The organism is Dorea sp. Marseille-P4042 (assembly GCF_900290215.1).
Lineage (GTDB): Bacteria > Bacillota > Clostridia > Lachnospirales > Lachnospiraceae > Dorea > Dorea formicigenerans.
The window spans coordinates 1,167,059-1,189,782 of the sequence record NZ_OLMI01000002.1 but is presented as its reverse complement, the minus strand read 5'-3'; the positions used below and the strand labels follow the sequence as shown (position 1 = coordinate 1,189,782).

At 44.3% G+C, this 22,724-nt stretch carries 16 protein-coding genes, 3 tRNA genes and 3 rRNA genes; all 22 read left to right on the top strand.

The window, feature by feature from the left end; translation table 11 throughout:
• The first annotated feature begins 11 nt into the window (after window positions 1-11).
• A complete protein-coding gene (locus C7E02_RS11420) occupies window positions 12-920 on the top strand; it encodes a ribonuclease Z (RefSeq protein ID WP_005342955.1) in 909 nt (302 codons plus the stop codon).
• Between the two features lie 34 nt (window positions 921-954).
• Window positions 955-1,977: a tRNA (adenosine(37)-N6)-threonylcarbamoyltransferase complex transferase subunit TsaD gene (gene tsaD / locus C7E02_RS11415; RefSeq protein WP_105309606.1), complete on the top strand. Its 1,023-nt coding sequence runs from the start codon at window positions 955-957 to the stop codon at window positions 1,975-1,977.
• 84 nt (window positions 1,978-2,061) lie between these two features.
• A complete protein-coding gene (gene ispD, locus C7E02_RS11410; RefSeq protein ID WP_105309605.1) occupies window positions 2,062-2,790 on the top strand; it encodes a 2-C-methyl-D-erythritol 4-phosphate cytidylyltransferase in 729 nt (242 codons plus the stop codon).
• 124 nt (window positions 2,791-2,914) lie between these two features.
• A tRNA-Ser gene (locus C7E02_RS11405) sits at window positions 2,915-3,000 on the top strand.
• A gap of 55 nt (window positions 3,001-3,055) precedes the next feature.
• On the top strand, window positions 3,056-3,520 hold the full coding sequence (locus C7E02_RS11400; protein WP_005332129.1) for a DUF2752 domain-containing protein: 465 nt from the start codon (window positions 3,056-3,058) through the stop codon (window positions 3,518-3,520).
• A gap of 14 nt (window positions 3,521-3,534) precedes the next feature.
• Window positions 3,535-4,884, top strand: coding sequence for a CD225/dispanin family protein (locus C7E02_RS11395; RefSeq protein ID WP_105309604.1), 1,350 nt, complete (start codon window positions 3,535-3,537; stop codon window positions 4,882-4,884).
• A gap of 295 nt (window positions 4,885-5,179) precedes the next feature.
• A tRNA-Ser gene (locus C7E02_RS11390) sits at window positions 5,180-5,269 on the top strand.
• A gap of 393 nt (window positions 5,270-5,662) precedes the next feature.
• Window positions 5,663-7,193, top strand: a 16S ribosomal RNA gene (locus tag C7E02_RS11385).
• A 220-nt stretch (window positions 7,194-7,413) separates the two neighbouring features.
• Window positions 7,414-7,531 (top strand): 5S ribosomal RNA (gene rrf, locus C7E02_RS11380).
• Between the two features lie 533 nt (window positions 7,532-8,064).
• Window positions 8,065-10,953: ribosomal RNA gene (locus tag C7E02_RS11375) — 23S ribosomal RNA — on the top strand.
• Together the 16S, 23S and 5S rRNA genes with 2 tRNA genes alongside form the textbook arrangement of a ribosomal RNA operon.
• A 68-nt stretch (window positions 10,954-11,021) precedes the next feature.
• Window positions 11,022-11,093, top strand: a tRNA-Asn gene (locus tag C7E02_RS11370).
• A gap of 281 nt (window positions 11,094-11,374) precedes the next feature.
• Window positions 11,375-12,934 (top strand): DUF1538 domain-containing protein, encoded by a 1,560-nt coding sequence (locus C7E02_RS11365; protein WP_105309603.1) that lies wholly within the window; start codon window positions 11,375-11,377, stop codon window positions 12,932-12,934.
• Window positions 12,935-13,030: 96 nt separating this feature from the next.
• Complete coding sequence (locus C7E02_RS11360) at window positions 13,031-13,738, top strand: P-II family nitrogen regulator (RefSeq protein ID WP_105309602.1); 708 nt, start codon at window positions 13,031-13,033, stop codon at window positions 13,736-13,738.
• Between the two features lie 233 nt (window positions 13,739-13,971).
• On the top strand, window positions 13,972-14,328 hold the full coding sequence (locus C7E02_RS11355) for a DUF6110 family protein (protein WP_005341035.1): 357 nt from the start codon (window positions 13,972-13,974) through the stop codon (window positions 14,326-14,328).
• 336 nt (window positions 14,329-14,664) lie between these two features.
• Complete coding sequence (locus tag C7E02_RS11350; protein ID WP_005341037.1) at window positions 14,665-16,767, top strand: heavy metal translocating P-type ATPase; 2,103 nt, start codon at window positions 14,665-14,667, stop codon at window positions 16,765-16,767.
• Between the two features lie 454 nt (window positions 16,768-17,221).
• Complete coding sequence (locus tag C7E02_RS11345; protein WP_105309601.1) at window positions 17,222-17,962, top strand: CpsB/CapC family capsule biosynthesis tyrosine phosphatase; 741 nt, start codon at window positions 17,222-17,224, stop codon at window positions 17,960-17,962.
• Between the two features lie 193 nt (window positions 17,963-18,155).
• Window positions 18,156-18,905, top strand: coding sequence for a YveK family protein (locus tag C7E02_RS11340; RefSeq protein WP_105309600.1), 750 nt, complete (start codon window positions 18,156-18,158; stop codon window positions 18,903-18,905).
• The gene (locus C7E02_RS11335) at window positions 18,847-19,674 is read left to right on the top strand and encodes a CpsD/CapB family tyrosine-protein kinase (protein WP_105309599.1); all 828 of its coding nucleotides are present in this window, start codon (window positions 18,847-18,849) and stop codon (window positions 19,672-19,674) included. Before C7E02_RS11340 ends, C7E02_RS11335 begins: the two co-directional genes overlap by 59 nt.
• Before the next feature lie 21 nt (window positions 19,675-19,695).
• Window positions 19,696-20,010 carry a hypothetical protein gene (locus C7E02_RS19805; protein WP_105309598.1) on the top strand — a complete coding sequence of 105 codons (315 nt, stop codon included), beginning with the start codon at window positions 19,696-19,698 and terminating at the stop codon, window positions 20,008-20,010.
• A gap of 74 nt (window positions 20,011-20,084) precedes the next feature.
• On the top strand, window positions 20,085-21,020 hold the full coding sequence (locus C7E02_RS11325; protein ID WP_105309597.1) for an LCP family protein: 936 nt from the start codon (window positions 20,085-20,087) through the stop codon (window positions 21,018-21,020).
• Between the two features lie 48 nt (window positions 21,021-21,068).
• Window positions 21,069-21,818, top strand: a complete 750-nt coding sequence (srtB, locus tag C7E02_RS11320) for a class B sortase (RefSeq protein WP_105309596.1) — start codon at window positions 21,069-21,071, stop codon at window positions 21,816-21,818.
• Window positions 21,819-21,841: 23 nt separating this feature from the next.
• Complete coding sequence (locus tag C7E02_RS11315) at window positions 21,842-22,507, top strand: LPXTG cell wall anchor domain-containing protein (RefSeq protein ID WP_105309595.1); 666 nt, start codon at window positions 21,842-21,844, stop codon at window positions 22,505-22,507.
• Window positions 22,508-22,724: the final 217 nt, after the last annotated feature.

The following is a 22,724-nucleotide window of genomic DNA, read 5'->3' as shown; positions in this document are numbered from 1 at the left end:
GGTAAAAAAATATGTTAGACGTATGTTTGTTGGGAACGGGTGGCATGATGCCCCTCCCGTACCGCTGGCTCACCTCGCTTCTGGTGAGATATAACGGCAGCAGTCTTCTAATTGACTGCGGAGAAGGTACGCAGATTGCAATAAAAGAAAAAGGCTGGAGTTTCAAACCCATCGATGTGATTTGCTTCACACATTACCACGGCGATCACATCAGCGGACTCCCGGGCCTGCTCCTGACTATGGGAAATGCAGACCGCACGGAACCGTTGACTCTGATTGGACCGAAAGGACTGGAGCGGGTAGTCAACTCACTTCGCGTTATTGCGCCGGAACTGCCATTTCAGATAAAATACATCGAAATCACACAGCCGGAGCAGATATTTGAGATGAATGGCTATCGCCTGAAAGCATTTCGCGTAAATCATAACGTCACTTGCTATGGCTACACGATGGAAATCGACCGCGCCGGGAAGTTCGACGTGGATCGTGCAAATGAAGCGGCGATTCCGCAGAAGTTCTGGGGCAGTCTGCAAAAAGGTGAAAATGTCCAGGACGGAGATAATTTATACACACCGGACATGGTTCTTGGACCTGCGCGAAAGGGAATTAAACTGACATACTGCACAGACACGAGACCGACGGACTCTATCCGCAACAACGCGAAAGGTTCCGATCTATTTATCTGCGAAGGAATGTACGGTGAGAAGGATAAGCTGAAAAAAGCAAAAGAATACAAGCATATGACATTTTACGAGGCAGCGCAGCTTGCAAAAGAAGCAGAAGTCGCAGAAATGTGGCTGACGCATTATAGTCCGTCGCTGACGCACCCGGAAGAATATATGGATGAGGTGAAGAAAATCTTCCAAAATTCCATAGCAGCAAAAGATAAACGAACGGTAGAACTGACATTTTCAGATTAATGAAAATGAATTCAGAAGATTGAAGGGATAGAATATGAAGGAAGATGTATTGATTCTTGCAATTGAAAGCTCCTGTGATGAGACGGCAGCAGCAGTCGTAAAGAACGGAAGAGAAGTTCTTTCAAATGTAATCTCTTCCCAGATTGCACTGCATACTCTCTACGGAGGTGTTGTGCCGGAGATTGCATCAAGAAAGCATATAGAGAAGATAAATCAGGTCGTACAGGCGGCTCTTGATGAGGCAGATGTTACATTAGACGATATTACTGCCATCGGAGTTACTTACGGACCGGGGCTTGTAGGCGCACTTCTGGTCGGTGTAGCAGAGGCAAAAGCCATCGCATATGCAGCAAAGAAACCATTAGTCGGAGTGCATCATATTGAAGGACACATTGCAGCAAATTTCATTGAGCACAAAGATCTGGAACCGCCATTTTTCTCACTGGTCGTTTCAGGAGGACACACACATCTTGTGCGAGTCAAAGATTATGGCAAATTTGACATTATCGGACGCACAAGAGACGATGCGGCAGGAGAAGCATTTGATAAAGTTGCACGCGCGATCGGACTTGGATATCCGGGCGGACCAAAGATTGATAAAGTATCCAAAGAAGGAAACCCAGAAGCCATTGCATTTCCACGCGCACACGTTGAAGATGCACCATATGACTTTAGCTTCAGTGGTCTGAAATCTGCAGTTCTGAACTATATCAACGGCTGCCAGATGAAAGGAATCGAATACAACCAGGCAGATATTGCGGCATCATTCCAGAAAGCCGTGACAGATGTTCTTGTGGCAAATGCGATGCATGCAGTGGAAGAATTTCATGTGGACAAGCTGGCGATTGCCGGTGGTGTTGCATCCAACAGCGCACTTCGCGCAGCTATGAAAGAGGCGTGCGAAAAGAGAGGGGTAGAATTCTATTATCCGTCTCCGATTTTCTGTACCGACAATGCAGCAATGATCGGCGTGGCAGCTTACTATGAGTATATCAACGGCACAAGAAGCGGATGGGATCTCAATGCAGTGCCGAATCTGAAACTGGGCGAACGGTAGAAGAACCTTAAGGCAATACGTAAAAGCAGATACAGAAATTAAGAATAAGAACGTCAATATAAACGAGGAAAATGAGGAAAATATATGGATAAGAAAAAATGTACGGCAATCGTATTATCTGCCGGTCAGGGGAAACGTATGGGAACTGCCATACAAAAACAGTATATTGAATTATCCGGAAAACCAATCATTTTTTATACTTTGGATGCATTTCAAAAATCCGAGATCATTGATGATATTGTACTTGTAGTAGGTGAAGGGCAGGAAAACTGGGTCCGTGACGAGATCGTAGAAAAGTATCAGCTTACAAAAGTACGCTCGATCATCCCAGGTGGAAAAGAACGTTATGATTCCGTATGGGCAGGACTATGCGGACTTCATGCGCTCAAAGAACAGCCGGAATATGTATTCATTCATGATGGCGCCAGAATGTTCGTGGACGAGCAGATTCTTACGCGTGGATATGAAAATGTAGAACAATTCGGTGCCTGTGTAGCTGGAATGCCGAGCAAAGATACGGTCAAACTGGTGGATGAAGATCAGTTTGCAGTGAATACACCGCCAAGAAAATTAATCTGGGCGGTACAGACTCCACAGATTTTTAAGGCAGATCTCATAGAAAATGCTTATGCAAAGCTGATGGAAGAGGTGCCGGATAATATCACTGACGACGCTATGGTAGTGGAACAGATGATGAAAGTACCGGTTAAATTATATGAAGGCTCTTACGAAAATATCAAGATCACAACACCGGAAGATTTGGAAATCGCAAAAGTATTTCTTGCGAAACGCAAAGAAAAATATCATAAATAGTTTATGCTGGTTCATAAAAAAGGTTCACAAAAAAGAAAAAATATCAAAAATTATTCTTGACAGTGCAATGGGGATATGATATGATAACTATCGTCTCTGACAGAGCGATATCAATTGCATAGATGGAGAGGTATCGAAGTGGTCATAACGAGGCGGTCTTGAAAACCGTTTGTCCGCAAGGGCGCGTGGGTTCGAATCCCACCCTCTCCGTTTCAGGAGTTTCGCAGATGCGGAACTCCTTTTTGCGTAACGGGGGACGGAAAAAATGACACAAAAAATAAAACATTACATTTGTGAAAAAGACGGAAGAATCAAGTGGCAGTTCCGCCTGATTTTATCAGCAGCTATATTATCAATAATGCTTGCTGAAAGCCGATTTTTATATTATCATAGTCCTAAAGATACAAAATGGTTGATATGTATTATTTACGCTCTGACTGGTTATTATTGTCCGGGGTGTGGAGCAGGCCGCGCGTGCTATTGCATTTTGCACGGTCAGATTTATCAGGCATTTCGCTATAACCCGTTGCTTGTACTTTTGTTGCCGTGGATAGGCGCATATCTGGCATTATGCGCGTGCCAGTGGCTATTTACAGGCAGAGAAAGCATAAGCCGCCGGATACCGATGTGGATATTATGGACAATATTGGCAGTTATACTGATATACGGAGTTTTGAGAAATGTAAATGCATATCCATTTGTGTTACTATCCCCGACAAGGGTCAGATAAAAGGAGGAATGAGCATGAAGTGTAAATTTTGCGGAAATGATTTGCCGGAAGAATCAAAGTTCTGTCCGTCATGTGGCGCACCGGTAGAGCCGGAGGAGAAGCAGGAACAGTCAGAACAATCAGCAGAAGCGAAGCAGCAGGAAAACCAGAATCCTTATGAATATGGCGTGCCAGGAACAGATAATGGAAGTGCAGCACAGAATGAGAATCCATATCAGTATGGAAGTGAAGGACAGGATAACGAGAACCCATACCAGTATGGAAGTGAAGGACAGGATAACGAGAACCCGTACCAGTATGGAAGCGCGGGACAGGATAACGAGAACCCGTACCAGTATGGAAGCGCGGGACAGGATAACGAGAACCCGTACCAGTATGGAAGCGCGGGACAGGATAACGAGAACCCATACCAGTATGGAAGTACAGGACAGAACACGTCTGCACATTATAATGCTAATAATGGGACTTATGGTCAGCCGCAGAAGCCGATCAATGGAACGACCTATTTAATATTCGCTATCATTTCAACAATACTTTGCTGTCTTCCGCTTGGTATTGTGGCAATTGTATATGCCAGCAAGATCAACTCTCTGCAGAGAAATGGAGACTATGCCGGAGCTCAGAATGCCGCAAAGAAAGCGAAGATGTTTACGATTATCGGAACAGTAGCTGCGCTTGTAGTATCTATCTTTTATATTATATTTGCAGTTGTGATCGGAATTGGAAGCAGCGATTTCGACGATGATCCGGTATCTAATGTTGTGGAAAATGTAATCAAAGATAAGAATGATTCTAAAAAAGCGGATGACAGCGATAAGTCGGATAAAACAGCAAAGACTACAGAACCGGCAGCAGCCAGCAGTGGACTGGGAACAAGCTGGGACAGTTATACAGTACAGATTAATGATAAAGTCCTGACATTTCCGTGCACAAAAGCCGATATTGAGGCAGCGGGTCTGAGTATGGATACAGAATATACAGCGGAAAATTATGTGGTGAATGCTAACCAATATGAGTTGGTTTATTTCATGGATGCCAATGATAATGAGATTATGGCATATGCGATCAACAATACAGATACAGCGATGGAAGTAAAAGACTGCCTGATTGGTGGCGTTTCTGTGGATGACTATGATCTGGAGAATGGCGGGCTTACTGTAATATTCCCAGGCGGGATTCAGATGGGTGCTTCAAAAGATGCAGTAACTGGAGCTTATGGAGAAGCAGATGACACATATGACGGAGACAGTCGGTCTATGTATAGCTGGTATTCAGATGACAGTTACTATAAGAGCTGCGAGATTGACTTTGACGCAGAGTCTGGACTTGTATGCATGATGACTATGCAAAACTTTGGTCAATAAGAGCTGTAAACTAAAAAGTAAAGTATAAAGATAATAATAAATGTCTGGTATGTGAGGGTCAGAGATTCTTTGCATATCAGACATTTTTTGCTTTCTTAAGAAAGAACTTGTCAGGAGGCACATTCATTGTTCTGCGGAGTGCATACAAAAAGTTACAAAAAAATTAAAAAAGGACTAGACAAATGTGACGAGATATTGTATAGTAATCAACGGACTGATTTGAAAGTAAATTTTAAAGAAATTTAAAGTAAATTTTTAAATCGAATTTAAAAATGAATTTTTGAGAAGTCAATTTGGAGAAATACCCAAGCTGGCCGAAGGGGCTCCCCTGGAAAGGGAGTAGGTCGTTAATAGCGGCGCGAGGGTTCAAATCCCTCTTTCTCCGTTAATCCGATATCTTATTACAAGATAGAAGATAAAAATGGAATAAAAAAGTTGTTGACAAATGTCGATGAACGTGATATTCTAATAAAGCTAATTTGCAAGACAGAGATGTCTAATGCAAAGAAAGCGAAAAATAAATTTGAAAAAAGTTGTTGACAAGCGGTTGCGAATATGATAATATAAATAAGCTGTCGCTGAGACGACGACAAAGAAAAAGAACCTTGATAATTAAATAATAGACAACAACCCTGAAGATTCTTTAAGAGAAAATTCAGAACGGACATTGAATGACAATGTCAACCTTAAAACAGTAAAAGGGATAAGAAAGCTAGTAGTTTTCTTGACCTGGAACGAACTTTGATTTTAAATCCGAGTCAAATCGGAATTAAGATTTTTAAACGAGAGTTTGATCCTGGCTCAGGATGAACGCTGGCGGCGTGCTTAACACATGCAAGTCGAGCGAAGCACTTAAGTTTGATTCTTCGGATGAAGACTTTTGTGACTGAGCGGCGGACGGGTGAGTAACGCGTGGGTAACCTGCCTCATACAGGGGGATAACAGTTAGAAATGGCTGCTAATACCGCATAAGACCACAGTACTGCATGGTACAGTGGTAAAAACTCCGGTGGTATGAGATGGACCCGCGTCTGATTAGGTAGTTGGTGAGGTAACGGCCCACCAAGCCGACGATCAGTAGCCGACCTGAGAGGGTGACCGGCCACATTGGGACTGAGACACGGCCCAGACTCCTACGGGAGGCAGCAGTGGGGAATATTGCACAATGGGCGAAAGCCTGATGCAGCGACGCCGCGTGAAGGATGAAGTATTTCGGTATGTAAACTTCTATCAGCAGGGAAGAAAATGACGGTACCTGACTAAGAAGCCCCGGCTAACTACGTGCCAGCAGCCGCGGTAATACGTAGGGGGCAAGCGTTATCCGGATTTACTGGGTGTAAAGGGAGCGTAGACGGCTGTGCAAGTCTGAAGTGAAAGGCATGGGCTCAACCTGTGGACTGCTTTGGAAACTGTGCAGCTAGAGTGTCGGAGAGGTAAGTGGAATTCCTAGTGTAGCGGTGAAATGCGTAGATATTAGGAGGAACACCAGTGGCGAAGGCGGCTTACTGGACGATGACTGACGTTGAGGCTCGAAAGCGTGGGGAGCAAACAGGATTAGATACCCTGGTAGTCCACGCCGTAAACGATGACTGCTAGGTGTCGGGTAGCAAAGCTATTCGGTGCCGCAGCTAACGCAATAAGCAGTCCACCTGGGGAGTACGTTCGCAAGAATGAAACTCAAAGGAATTGACGGGGACCCGCACAAGCGGTGGAGCATGTGGTTTAATTCGAAGCAACGCGAAGAACCTTACCTGATCTTGACATCCCGATGACCGCTTCGTAATGGAAGCTTTTCTTCGGAACATCGGTGACAGGTGGTGCATGGTTGTCGTCAGCTCGTGTCGTGAGATGTTGGGTTAAGTCCCGCAACGAGCGCAACCCTTATCTTCAGTAGCCAGCATTTAGGGTGGGCACTCTGGAGAGACTGCCAGGGATAACCTGGAGGAAGGTGGGGATGACGTCAAATCATCATGCCCCTTATGACCAGGGCTACACACGTGCTACAATGGCGTAAACAAAGGGAAGCAGAGCCGCGAGGCCGAGCAAATCTCAAAAATAACGTCTCAGTTCGGATTGTAGTCTGCAACTCGACTACATGAAGCTGGAATCGCTAGTAATCGCAGATCAGAATGCTGCGGTGAATACGTTCCCGGGTCTTGTACACACCGCCCGTCACACCATGGGAGTCAGTAACGCCCGAAGTCAGTGACCCAACCGAAAGGAGGGAGCTGCCGAAGGTGGGACCGATAACTGGGGTGAAGTCGTAACAAGGTAGCCGTATCGGAAGGTGCGGCTGGATCACCTCCTTTCTAAGGAAGATGGATAAAGTAGGCTGCAAAGCAGCCGAATCAATCCAACTAAAACGGAAGATGGATAAAGTAGGCTGCAAAGCAGCCGAATCAATCCAACTAAAACGGAAAAAGTAAGGGCTGTTGTCTGTTATTTAGTCATCAAGGACTGAGCGCGGAATTGGACGCGCGAAGGACATAATGACAAGTTATCAGTTCCGTAAAAAGAACGAATAACATTTCCGGTGGCGATGCGCTTAGGGGTAACACCCGTTCCCATCCCGAACACGATGGTTAAGACCTAAGCGGCCGATGGTACTTTACTGGAGACGGTACGGGAGAGTAGGTGGCTGCCGGATTGAAAAAATAAACTGGTTTTACCAGTGATCAGAGAGCTGAAGAGATTCAACTTCCTGATGGCTGATAAAACAGTCAAATGCTTACATTGCACCTCAAGAACTTCGTTCTTTCGGTCGCGTGCAGGCACGCTATGAAACAGAATATTTCACAGCTTATGAATGCAAGCATTCAACGCAGAAAATATTCGTTTCGCAATGTACCTTGAAAACCGCATATAAGAAATATAGATAAGATATTAAATATCTAATCAAGACATCCGAGGTAATTGTTATAAACAGAGTAATAATTACTACACAATTCGAAGAAAACGAATTCAAAAAATTGACCTAGAAGCCAACGCATGCAACGCTATGCATGTGTCGATGAAGAAAGCAACCCGTAGGCGGCGATGTCAAACCGGTTAGCTCACAAGCTTTGCTTGTTTCGCTATCCTTTGCTTCGCAAATGATTGCAGAACTTCAGACGGTTCCAGATGAATGCAAGCATTCCTCTGAGAACAGTCAGAACTTCCGCACCGCTTTCGACATCTATTGGTTATGCTAATAAGAGCGTATGGTGGATGCCTTGGCACTAAGAGCCGATGAAAGACGTGATAAGCTGCGAAAAGCTTCGGGGAGGAGCAAATATCCTATGATCCGGAGATCTCTGAATGGGGAAACCCACCTGAGCAAACCTCAGGTATCCTAACGCCAATACATAACGTTAGGAGGGGAACCCGGTGAACTGAAACATCTAAGTAGCCGGAGGAAGAGAAAACAACATGTGATTCTGGAAGTAGCGGCGAGCGAAACCGGAAGAGCCCAAACCGGAGTGCGTGCACTCCGGGGTTCGGACCGCGGAATTGATCCAAAAGACTTAACAGAACGGCCTGGGAAGGCCGGCCAGAGAGGGTGAAAGCCCCGTAAGTGAAAGGTCGATTGGCATGGCGGAATCCAGAGTAGGTCGAGACACGTGGAACCTTGACTGAATATGCGGGGACCACCCCGTAAGGCTAAATACTCCTTAGTGACCGATAGCGCATAGTACTGTGAAGGAAAGGTGAAAAGGACCCCGGGAGGGGAGTGAAAAAGAACCTGAAACCATATGTTTACAAGCTGTGGAACCACTTTAAATGTGGAACCGCGTACTTTTTGTAGAACGGTCCGGCGAGTTACGCTGGCTGGCGAGGTTAAGTCCTTAAGGGATGGAGCCGAAGGGAAACCAAGTCTGAATAGGGCGAAGAGTCAGTCGGAGTAGACCCGAAACCGGGTGACCTATCCATGTCCAGGATGAAGTTGCCGTAAAAGGCAATGGAGGTCCGAACCCACATCCGTTGAAAAGGGTGGGGATGAGGTGTGGATAGGGGAGAAATTCCAATCGAACCCGGAGATAGCTGGTTCTCCTCGAAATAGCTTTAGGGCTAGCCTCATACAAGTCTTGCGGAGGTAGAGCACTGAATTTCCTAGGGGGCGTCAAAGCTTACCGAAGAATATCAAACTCCGAATGCCGCGTAGATGGTGTATGGGAGTCAGACTGCACGAGATAAGTTGGGTAGTCAAAAGGGAAAGAGCCCAGACCTGCAGCTAAGGTCCCAAAATGTGTGTTAAGTGGAAAAGGATGTGGGATTTCGAAGACAACTAGGATGTTGGCTCAGAAGCAGCCATACATTCAAAGAGTGCGTAATAGCTCACTAGTCGAGAGGTCCTGCGCCGAAAATGTCCGGGGCTGAAACACACTGCCGAAGCTCAGGAATGTACTTGTACATTGGTAGAGGAGCATTGTATACGGGAAGAAGCAGTACCGATAAGGAGCTGTGGACTGTATAGAAGAGAGAATGCCGGAATGAGTAGCGAGAGGAAGGTGAGAATCCTTCCGGCCGAATATCTAAGGTTTCCAGAGTAAAGCTGATCTGCTCTGGGTAAGTCGGGGCCTAAGGCCAGGTCGAAAGACGTAACCGATGGACAACAGGTTGAAATTCCTGTACCGCGATATAACAGAACTGTGGGGACACGTGTGGAGAGCACAAGCCGGGAATGGAAAGCCCGGCGCAAGCGAGGTAGGAGTCGTACCGGCAAATCCGTACGGCAATCCGAAGACGTGATGCGTACCGAAATAAGAGTAGGGAAGAGTGTGAGCCATGCGTCAAGAAAAGCCGCTATTGTTTGTATCGCGCCCGTACCGTAAACCGACACAGGTGGATGAGGAGAGAATCCTAAGGCCGACGGGAGAAGCATTGTTAAGGAACTCGGCAAAATGACTCCGTAACTTCGGGAGAAGGAGTGCCACTGAGAGGTGGCCGCAGAGAATTGGCCCAAGCAACTGTTTAGCAAAAACACAGGTCTATGCAAAACCGAAAGGTGAAGTATATGGGCTGACGCCTGCCCGGTGCTGGAAGGTTAAGGGGAGAGGTTAGCGCAAGCGAAGCTTTGAACTTAAGCCCCAGTAAACGGCGGCCGTAACTATAACGGTCCTAAGGTAGCGAAATTCCTTGTCGGGTAAGTTCCGACCCGCACGAAAGGCGTAATGATTTGGGCACTGTCTCAACAATGCACCCGGTGAAATTGAAATACCAGTGAAGATGCTGGTTACCTGCGCCAGGACGGAAAGACCCCATGGAGCTTTACTCCAGCTTGATACTGGGATTCGGTATTGCATGTACAGGATAGGTGGGAGGCTTTGAAGCGGTGACGCCAGTTGCCGTGGAGCTGCTGTTGGGATACCACCCTTGCAGTACTGGGTTTCTAACCAGCGGCCTTAAACAGGTCGGGGGACAATGTCAGGTGGGGAGTTTGACTGGGGCGGTCGCCTCCGAAAGGGTATCGGAGGCGCTCAAAGGTTCCCTCAGAATGGTCGGAAACCATTCGAAGAGTGCAAAGGCAGAAGGGAGCTTGACTGCGACACCGACGGGTGGAGCAGGTACGAAAGTAGGACTTAGTGATCCGGTGGTATAAAGTGGGATTGCCATCGCTCAACGGATAAAAGCTACCCTGGGGATAACAGGCTTATCACTCCCAAGAGTTCACATCGACGGAGTGGTTTGGCACCTCGATGTCGGCTCATCGCATCCTGGGGCTGAAGTAGGTCCCAAGGGTTGGGCTGTTCGCCCATTAAAGCGGTACGCGAGCTGGGTTCAGAACGTCGTGAGACAGTTCGGTCCCTATCCGGCGTGGGCGTAGGATATTTGAGAGGAGCTGTCCTTAGTACGAGAGGACCGGGATGGACTGGCCGCTGGTTGATCTGTTGTTCCGCCAGGAGCATAGCAGAGTAGCCAAGCCGGGACGGGATAAACGCTGAAGGCATCTAAGCGTGAAGCCCCCCTCAAGATGAGATATCCCAACGAAAGTTGTAAGACCCCTTGAAGACGACGAGGTAGATAGGACAGAGGTGGAAGTGTGGTAACACATGGAGCTGACTGTTACTAATAGGTCGAGGGCATAACCAAGTAAGGTGGATAGGTAAGATGTTAAAAAGTTTCTTATATGCGATTTTGAAGGTACATGTACCTAATATTCCTCGATAGCTCAGTGGTAGAGCATTCGGCTGTTAACCGAAGGGTCGTAGGTTCGAACCCTACTCGGGGAGTTAAAACCTGTAAGTATAATACTTACAGGTTTTTTGTATAACCGGGATTGCATTTCCTATCATACAAAACTCTACGTCAAGTTGTTAAAAACTTAGCATAATATTAACGTCTTTAAAGCTTCAAAAAACAACTACATTTATGTTAAAATAATTAAAAGATGCTGGGGCGAGTCCCAAGGTCGTTAAGCGAGTCCCAAGTTCATTAAAAGAGTGTTCGAAAAGGTACTTTATTAAAGGATACATATTAATTAATACATATTAAATATAGAAGAAAGGCGTTTATGGGATTACAATTATATCAAAAAAATTTACTGGAAAAACTAAAAGAGTCATTAGGAGCTGTGTTGCCGATCATAGGCATTGTGCTGGTGTTATGCTTTAGCATTGCGCCCATTCCAAACAGCGTCCTGATGACTTTTGTTGTTGGTGCGGTTCTCCTGATCATCGGAATGATGTTCTTTACACTTGGTGCGGAGATGGCGATGACTCCTATGGGAGAACGAATAGGAACGAAACTGACTAATATAAGAAAGATAAGTGTAGTGATAGTGCTGTGTTTTATCCTTGGCTTTATCATCACCATATCAGAACCGGATCTTCAAGTATTGGCTGAACAAGTTCCATCCATTCCCAATTACACGCTGATTATTGCAGTAGCAACAGGAGTTGGAATATTTCTTGTAGCCTCAGTACTTCGAATGTTATTTGGGATTCCACTGGCACATATGCTTTTAATTTTGTACCCGATCATATTCATTTTGGCAAGCATTGTTCCACAAGATTTTCTGACAGTGGCATTTGATTCAGGCGGAGTAACAACAGGACCTATGACAGTACCATTTATTATGGCGTTAGGAATCGGATTTTCAGCAGTTCGAAGTGATAAACACGCGGAAAATGATAGCTTTGGTCTGGTTGCATTATGTTCAGTCGGACCAATTCTGGCAGTATTGCTGCTTGGCTTACTTTACCACCCAGGGGGAAGTGGATACGAACAGACAATGATTGTGAAGACCGATAATTCAGTAGAAATGTGGCAGCTTTTTCAAGAAGGGCTTCCTTATTATATGAAAGAAATGCTGATCTCTTTACTGCCAATTATTTTATTTTTCTTCTTTTTTCAGATTGTATCATTACATCTTCATAAAAAGACATTGGTAAAAATTATTATAGGAATCATTTATACATACATAGGTCTTGTACTTTTCCTGACAGGGGTAAATGTGGGATTTATGCCGGCAGGTAATTATCTGGGTCAAGTGATTGCGGGGCTTTCTTATCCATGGATCATCGTGCCGATTGGTATGCTGATCGGTTACTTTATCGTAAAAGCGGAACCAGCAGTATATGTATTAACGGAACAGGTAGAAGAACTGACTTCCGGAGCCATTTCCGCAAAAGCAATGGGAATGAGTCTGTCCATCGGAGTCGCACTCTCTCTGGGACTGGCAATGGTGCGGGTGCTTACCGGCATTTCGATTTTGTGGTTTTTGCTCCCAGGATACGCAGTAGCCCTAGGATTAACATTTTTCGTGCCCAAAATATTCACAGCAATCGCATTTGACTCAGGAGGCGTAGCATCCGGACCGATGACAGCAACATTTTTACTGCCATTTTCAATGGGAGCATGCGAGGCGCTAGGTGGAAATGTTGTGACAGATGCGTTTGGAGTGGTAGCTATGGTAGCAATGACGCCGCTTATAACAATTCAAATTCTTGGACTGATCTATCGGATTCAGGAACAGATGAAAGAAAAACAGGCAGCAAAAGATTACACAAGTATAAAAGTATGCATAGAAAATCTAGACAATGTAGACAATCAAGAAATCATTGAGTTGTAAACAGTCGAGTTGTAAACAGGGATAGAGATTTTTACAAGGCGCATATTAGTGAAGATGGAAAATGTTTAAGAAAATTAGAAAGTTCGGAGATAATTTATGAGTAGATTATATATGATGGTGACGATTACAGACAGGAACCGAAAGAAGAAATTTGAAGAATTTTATGAGAAAAATGAGCATATGGTTTTCTTTACAACATTGGGACGTGGAACCGCAAATAGTGAGATGTTGGACTATTTCGGATTGGAAGAATCAGAAAAGGTCGTAATTTTATCGGTGGTAACAGAAGAAACGTGGAAGAAACTAAGGCGGGAAATGATTGTAAAGATGCAGATCGACGTGCCGGGAACCGGAATTGCATTTATCGTGCCACTCAGCAGCATCGGCGGAGAAAAAACATTACATTTCCTGATACAGAGCGAGAAATTCGAACGGGAGGAGGAGTCCACTTTGAAAGAAACAGAATATGAATTATTAGTAGCAATTGCCAATCAAGGGTGCATCGACACCGTGATGGACGTGGCGAGAAGTGTAGGAGCCGGAGGCGGAACCGTAATCCATGCGAAAGGAACCGGCATGGAAACAGCAGAAAAATTTCTTGGCGTATCACTGGCGGCAGAAAAAGAAATCATATTGATCGTCACAAGAAAGAAACAGAAAAATGCAATCATGAAAGCCATGATGGAGCAGACAGGACTTGCCAGCAAAGAAAAAACAATTATATTTTCCCTGCCGGTCACAAGCACAGTAGGACTTAGAATGTATATAGATGAAATGGATATGGATGAGGAAGAAAAAGACTGATAATTCGTGCGTAATGATATTCAATTTCAGTTATAATGAGAACGAAAATCAATAAACCTGCTCAAGTGAGTAATAATTATCAATAAGGGAAAAAGAAGTGGAAATGAAAAAACAAATGCGTTACAATTTAGTGAATTCAAAGTGATGATATAGTACTGAACCAAAAAGTACATATCACATATACTAACATCATATAAGAACCTAGAAGTAGAAAGAAAGGCAGGAGACAAAAGATGTCAAACATTTTAAAAGGCTTAAAAAAAGTAGATGGAAAGAAGACAGGAATCTTTGCAGCAGGAGTATTATTCGGAACTGCAGGAATCAAAGTTCTGTCCAGCAAGGACGCTAAAAAATTATACACAAACTGTACAGCAGCAGTTTTAAGAGCAAAAGAGTGCGTGCTTAAGACAGCAGCTACAATTCAGGAAAATGCAGAGGACGTATATGCAGAAGCACAGCAGATCAACGAAGACAGAGCAGCAAAAGAAGAGCAGGAGTACGCAGAGGCAGTAGCAGCAGAAGAGGCCGAAGAAGCAGAGAAAGCAGCAGAAGCAGATGAGACAGATTTTGCTGAAGAGACAGCAGAGTAAGAACGCAGATAAGACAGCAAAGTCAGACAGGTAAGTAAGACAGCAAGGTCAGACAGCAGGGTAGTTCAAGGAGAACTAGCAAAAAAAATATTGTGATAATTATAAAAATGTAAGGAAAAATCGGGACACCTGTGGTTAAGACTGCAGGTGTCTTGACAAGTTGTAAGAGAATCAATAGCAAGTGAACCACTGCAAGCGAATCACTGCGAGGTAAGCTGTAAGAGAATCAACAGCAAGTGAACCACTGCAAGTGAACCACTGCAAGCGAATCACTGCAAGCGAATCACTGCGAGGTAAGCAGGGAAGGAAGAAAGCAGGGAAAGAAGGAAAATATACATGAAATTTGTAATCAAGCATGAGATTAAAGGCAGGATCCGTGCCCATGCTGTACAGTACAGAATGACATTTGAGCAGGCAGACCGGATGCAATATTATCTGGAATCCCAGGATATGATTACATCTGCAAAAGTACAGAACCGCACGGGAGATTTTACAATCTGTTACAAAGGCGACAGAGAGAAAGTAATCAAACTGCTTCAAACATTCCGTTATGAGGAAGTTGACATTCCGGAAAATTATGTACAGAATTCCGGACGCGAACTGAATCAGGAATATTGGGATAAGTTAGTTGAAAGTGTAATCTATCATTATGGAAATAAATTATTTTTGCCATATTCGGTCAGAGCATGTATCACAGCAGTAAAATCTGTGAAATATCTTTGGATGGGTGTGCGTACACTGGCAAAAGGTAAGATTGAAGTTCCGGTATTGGATGCGACCGCAATCGGAGTATCTATGTTCCGCGGAGATATCGCAACTGCAGGATCCGTCATGTTCCTGCTTGGAATCGGCGAAATACTGGAAGAGTGGACACACAAGAAATCCGTTGGTGACCTGGCAAGAAGCATGTCACTGAATATCAGCAAAGTATGGCTTGTCAGCGACGGTCAGGAAGTATTAGTACCATTTTCAACTGTAAAGAGCGGTGATATGGTACGCATCCACATGGGAAATGTAATTCCATTTGACGGAACAGTTGTGGAAGGCGAGGCAATGGTTAACCAGGCGTCTTTGACTGGAGAGTCCGTGGCAGTACGCAAGATAGAAAATGGAGAAGTGTATGCCGGAACGGTTGTGGAAGAAGGCGAGCTTACTATACGTGTAAGAGAGGCAAATGGATCAAGTAAATTTGAGAAGATCGTGACGATGATCGAAGAATCCGAGAAACTTAAATCCGGACTGGAAAGCAAGGCAGAACATTTGGCGGATAAACTCGTTCCATACACATTGGCAGGAACAGGTCTTACCTATCTTCTTACAAGAAATGTAACAAAAGCACTGGCTGTATTGATGGTAGATTTTTCATGCGCACTGAAACTGGCCATGCCGATTGCCGTATTGTCTGCAATCCGTGAGGCAAGCAGCTACAACGTCACAGTCAAAGGCGGAAAATATCTGGAAGCAATGGCAGAAGCAGACACCATCGTATTTGACAAGACAGGAACACTGACAAAAGCACAGCCGACAGTTGTAGATGTCGTACCATTCTGCGATAAGACACCAGACGAATTGCTGAGAATCGGCGCCTGCCTGGAAGAACATTTTCCACACTCCATGGCAAAAGCAGTTGTAAATGCAGCACAGGACAAAGGGCTTATCCATGAAGAGTTCCACTCAAAAGTAGAGTACATCGTGGCACACGGCATTTCCTCAAAAATCAATGACCAAAAAGTTGTTGTTGGAAGCTATCATTTCGTATTCGAAGATGAAGAGAGCCAGATTCCAGAAGGAATGGAAGAAAAATTCCAGGAACTGCCATCCGAATGCTCACATTTGTACATGGCAATCGAAGGAAAACTGGCAGCAGTCATCTGCATCGAAGACCCGCTGAGAGAAGAAGCACCACAGATCATCAAAAATCTGAAGGCAGCAGGCATCAGCAAAGTAGTTATGATGACTGGGGACAGCGACCGTACCGCAAAAGCAATCGCCAAACGAGTAGGCGTGGACGTATATTACTCGGAAGTATTGCCGGAAGACAAGGCAAACTTCGTAGAGCAGGAAAAAGCCGCCGGACGAAAAGTCATCATGATCGGAGACGGAATCAACGATTCACCGGCACTATCCGCAGCAGACATCGGAATCGCAATCAGCGACGGCGCAGAGATCGCCCGCGAAATCGCAGACGTGACCATGAGCGGCGACGACTTGAGCGAGATCGTAACACTGAAGTTGATCAGTAATAAATTAATGAAACGAATTCACAAAAATTACCGCAACATCGTAGGATTCAACACCGCCCTCATCATACTCGGCGTCACCGGAATCCTCCAGCCAACCGTATCAGCACTACTTCATAACACATCAACCCTGTACATCAGCCTGAAAAGCATGGAGAATCTGCTGGAAGAAGAAAACGAAGTGGAAGAATATATATAGGTAAAAAAGCGTCAGTTCAGAAAGAATTGACGCTTTCTTCGTATGTAAAAAGTGCGTAAAAAACAAATTGTACAAAAACATTCCACAATTCCAAAAAGGGACAGGTTAGAAAAACCGGAACCCCCACAAAAACGGAAAAGTAAAAAAATACACAATTCAAAAGGGACAGGTAGAAGTCTGTTTGGGGACGGGGTTTTTTTAAAAAAACCCCGTCCCCAAACAGAAATTGACAGCTTTTGTCTATTGCAAATATTGTCAAAACATGGTAGCCTTAATTAGTAATAAAAGGTAGTCAAGAAATAGGACTAACTAAATACTATTTTTGCAGTGCATGAAATAGTGATAACGCAGATTGATAATTTTCCCACCTTGTGTACATGTCAAAAGTATCAGGTGGCATTTGTGCTGTAAAAAATAAGTGAAATTTATATACAATACATATACAGGAGTAGAGATGAAAAAGATAGATATGCACTGTCACATACTACCTGGTATAGATGATGGATCTGCAAATCCGAAAGAGACATTAGCGATGCTACGCATGGCATTGAATCAGGACTTTGTAGGTATGATCGTAACGCCACATGGCTCAGTCCGTAATGCATCCGTAGAACGAGTGCAGGAGATTCGAACATTGTGTAAGAAGTTCAGAATTCAGGCATATCAACGACTTGGAGTCAGGCTTCCGGTATTTGCGGGACAGGAAATTATGTATTCGGTAGATACAAGACAGTTACTAAAGGAAGGAAAGCTTCTGACGCTGGCAGATAGCAGATATGTGTTATTGGAATTCCTCCCGGGGACAGCTTACTCTAAGATATTCAGCGCAGTGCGCCAGATGCAGATGGCAGGTTATGTCCCAATTTTGGCACATGTAGAAAGGTATCATGTGTTAAGAGAAGAAGGCAGACTGGAAGAGCTGGCTGATACAGGAGCAAGAATCCAGATGAATTACAGCTCTATAGATGGAGGATGGAATAATAATACAGCACAGTGGTGTAAGCGACAACTGAAAGATGGTCTGGTCCATTACCTGGGAACAGATATGCACAATAGCGGAGAACGCAGTCCACAGACAGAACACGTTGAGAAGTGGCTGAACAAGAATCTGCCTGAAGACTATGTATGGGCATTGATACAAGGCAATGCAAGAAGAATATTAGATGACCGCGGATCACACAAGCCTAAAACATAAATTGTTCCAAAATTTTTTACAATTCAAAAAGGGACAGGTTAGAAATAAAAGAAACCCTAGAAAATGGGAGGGTAAAAACACACACAATTCAAAGAGGGACAGGTAGAAGTCCAATTGGGGACGGGGTTTTTTTAAAAAACCTCCGTCCCCAAAACCCCAAAAACCCCGTCCCCCAAGAAAGGAAATCAGATTAATGGGAAAGAATTACGACAATGATGAGATGGAAATTGACTTACTGGAGCTCTTTTATGTGCTCAAGTCGAAGATACTGGCGATCCTGGGAGTGGGACTGCTGTTCGGCTGTATTGCGTGTGCGTATGCCGGATTCTTAGCGAAGCCGCTGTACACATCTTCTTCCATGATGCTTGTACTGACCAAGGAGACGACGCTTAGTTCTCTGGCGGATCTGCAGATTGGCTCACAGCTTACCAAGGACTATTCCATCTTGATCACAAGCCGTCCGGTGCTTACAGATGTTATCGATCAGTTAGATCTGGACATGGACTATAAGCAGCTGAAGAATATGATTACAGTTACAAACCAGGACGATACGCGTATTCTGCAGTTGTCTGTGGAGTATTCTGATGCCAAGCAGGCGAAGGAGATTGTAGACAAGCTGTCAGAGGTTGCTTCTGAGTATATCGGAGATAAGATGGAGGTTACACCGCCTAAGATCATTGAAAAAGGTGAGGTTCCGACTTCCAGATCGAATACAGGCGTGGCGAAGATGGCAGTGATGGGTGTGCTGGCAGGTATGATCCTGTGCGCAGGTGTGATTGTTATCCGCACGATCATGGACGATACGATTAAGTCTGAAGAAGATATAGAAAAATATCTGGGATTATCTACACTGAGTGTAATTCCGGACAGAAAGGATTATATTAATGGATCAGGAAAGAAGAAGTCAAAGAGAAATGATGCAGGAAAACGAAAAGCAAGCTAGAACTACATATACAAATGCGCAGGCAAAAGCGGCAATGTCCCGCCGTGATAATAAGGCATCTAAGCTTAGGGTGGAGCTGACGGATCCTCGTAAATCAAATTACTTTTACGAGGAGGCGTTAAAGACGCTGAGAACAAATATCCAGTTTGCGGGAGCGGATATTAAGACGATTCTTGTGACAAGCTGCTTCCCGAATGAGGGAAAGAGCGATGTTGTCTTCCAGCTCGCAAAGGAAATGGGTATGGCCGGTAAGAAGACGGTGCTTCTGGATGCGGATATCCGAAAATCTGTCCTTGTGCAGAGATATCTCGTGGATAGTGACGTGAAGGGACTATCCCAGTACTTAAGCGGACAGGCACCGGTGCGCGATATTTTATATGGAACAAATTATGAAAATATGGACGTGATCTTTGCAGGACCGATGGCTCCGAATCCATCCGAGCTTCTGAATGGCAAAGTATTTGCGAAGTTGATGATCGAATTGAAACAGAGATATGATTACGTCCTGATCGATACACCTCCTATGGCAAATGTGGTGGATGCTGCTATTGTTGGCAAGGTGTGTGATGGAGCAATTCTGCTGATCGAGAGTGGATTTGTAGGATACCGTGCAGCGCAGAAAGCAATCAAGCAGTTGGAAATGAGTGGAACACATATGCTTGGAGCTGTGCTGAATAAGGTTGATGCAAGAAAAGAAAAATATTATTCCTATTACAGTTATGGAAGTAAGTATGGTTATGGCTATGACCAGAATCATGAAAATGCGTAGGAAAGGGATGTAAAGAACAGTATGAAGAAAAGAAAGACGAACCCGAAGGTTCAGAATACTCTGCTGTTGATTGCATGTATCGTATTATTCCTGATATTAGGTTCGCTTTTATTTTTCAATCATAAGAAAGAAGCTGCAAATAGCAGTGAGTTAAAGAAAGCGGCGCAGGAAGAGATTCAGAAGGAGAAATCAGATCAGACATGGACAGAGAACCAGAACAGCGAAGATCAGAACAACGCCAGTCAGACAGACGAGAATCAGAACAGCGAAGAACAGACAGACGAGAACCAGACAGACGAGAATCAGACAGGCGAGAATCAGACAGACGGGAACTAGACAGGCGAGAATCATCAGGAAAACGCCACGGAAGATTCGCAGCAGTTATTATCGCAGGCGCTGCTGTACTTGCAGTGGCAGGTCTGGGATATGCAGGTATCCAAAAAAAGAAAGCAGCAGAAGCGGCAAGTGCGAAAGCAACCACGGAAGCAGATGATTCCAACACTGTCACCTGGCAGGGAAAGAATTACAAATACAATCAAAATCTCAGCAACTACTTATTACTTGGGGTAGACAAGCGTACACCGGCAGAGACAAGAGTCGGAAAAGCCGATGCAGGACAGGCAGATGCCTTATTCCTGTTGTCACTGAACCGCAAGACAAAGGAAATGACGCTGATTTCGATTCCAAGAGATACGATGACAGATGTGGAAAGCTTTGACCTGGAAGGAAAAAGCCTTGGAAAATCCAAAGACCACATCAGCCTCTCCTATGGATATGGAGACGGCGGTGCCGAGAGCTGCAAACTCACACAGGAAGCAGTGTCCAATCTCTTTTACGGACTTCCGATTCAGGGATATCTTGCCATGAACTTAGACGGGATTCCAGAGCTTACAAAAAGTGTAGGAGGTCTGACAGTGACTGTGCCAAATAACAGTCTGGAGTATGAATATCCGGAATTTGCCGAAGGCACAGAAGTAACACTGACCGAAGAAAATACAGAAATATTTGTCAGAAGCAGAGATGTAGATGAAAGCCAGAGCGCCATCTACCGGATGGAACGCCAGAAAGCATTCTTAGATGCGTTTTCAAAAAAGGCAAAAGAATGCTATGAGCAAAATGCAAAATTTGCAGCAAATCTGTTCGTGGCGATCAAACCATATACCGTCACAAATATCAGCGAAGACCGTCTGATGAAGTTATTCCAGACAGCAGACGAAGGAGACGGCTATACAGAATGGACTGTTCCGGGAGAAGGAACACAAGGTCTTTCCTACGATGAATATCAAGTAGACGACGATGCTCTGTATACAAAGATTATGGAGACGTTCTATCAAGAAATAAAATAGATGAAAAAACAGACAAATGAGCAATAAGACGTAAGGGGCTATAGAATCATGAAGAAACGATACGTCGTAGCAGGGATACTGGCAGCAGCCGGACTGATCTGCGGAGGAATTGCATATTACCAATATTATCAGGATGCCCATGCAGGGCAGGAATATGAAAAAATAAAAGAAAAAGTCGTGACAGAAGAACCGGAAGAGACACAAAAAAGTACCGTCGAGATACCAATCGATTTCCAGACATTACAGAACATGAATCCAGATATATATGCATGGATTAAAGTACCGGGAACCGTCATCGACTATCCAATCGTACAGAGCGAGACAGATAACAGCTATTATCTGAACCACAGTGTGGAACATGATGAGAACAAAGCCGGAGCAATCTTTACCGAGGATTACAATACGAAGACATTCGAAGATCCGAACACCGTGGTCTACGGACACGGCATGGCAAATGGCTCCATGTTCGACGGTCTGCATCAATATATGGACCGGGATTTCTTTGATCAGAACAAAGAAGTCATCATCTACATGCCGGACAAGATTTTGCACTACCAGATCTTTGCAGCATACCTGTATGACAACCGGCATCTGCTACAAAGCTTTAACTTTGATAACAAAGACATTTACCAGGCTTACCTGGATATGGTATTCGATATCCGGGAGATGAAGTCGAATATTGATACAGCAGCGAGTGTGACTGCAGATGACAAGATCATCACACTATCTACCTGCTATGCAGGTATGGACAACCGTAGATATCTGGTACAAGCCGTACTAGTATCTATAGAACAATAATTAGGAAAAGGAGGTAAGGACCAATGAAGAAGAAACTGATCAGCCTGGCTATGCTGGTAACAGTATTTGCAATGCAGGTTGTAGGTGTATCCGCTGCAAGTAAGACAGCAACAATGGCAGCAACTGGAGCAGCTCAGGGAAAATATGACGTAGAAGCTATGTCACAGAGTGAGATTGCAGATGTTGCTAAAGTTAATCAGTCAGCAGCAGATCTGATTAAAGACGTCAATGCAGGAACTAAGAAACTGGATGATATTGCAAAAGCTGAATCTAGCATCGCATCAGATCTTGCAGGGGAGTCTTTAGTTACTGCATTCATGGATGTAACACCAATTAATAGTGGCGTTCAGCTTGCAGACGGAAGATATCAGGTAACATTATCTGTACCTGCACTTACAAAAGGAATGACAGATGTAAAAGTACTTCACTTCAGTACTGCACGTAATGTATGGGAAGTTATTACACCATCTAATGTAGATCTTAACAATAAAGAGCTTACATTTGAGGCTCAGGATCTGTCACCAATCGCAATTATTGCGAAAGTTGATGCTTCACAGGCAGTGACAAACACAGCAGGAACATCACCAAAAACAGGTGTTGATTCCACAAACACAGTGCCATTCGCTGGCGCAGCAGTCATTCTTTTAGGAGCGGCAGCAGTTGTAGCATTCAGAAAAAAGAATGCTTAATTGAAAATGCTAGGGCTTAGGGGAGCTGAAGTATGAACATTATATGTCAGCTTCTCTTGGGCTTGAGAAATGAATGACATAAACGAGACAATGAATTTGAAAATAACTATCATAAGGTAAAACCGATAGATAAGATAAAATGCAACAAATGATAGCGGTAAAAAGGATTTAAGGGTAGTAATTTAAGAATGAGTAAGATGAATGAGGAAAAAATAGA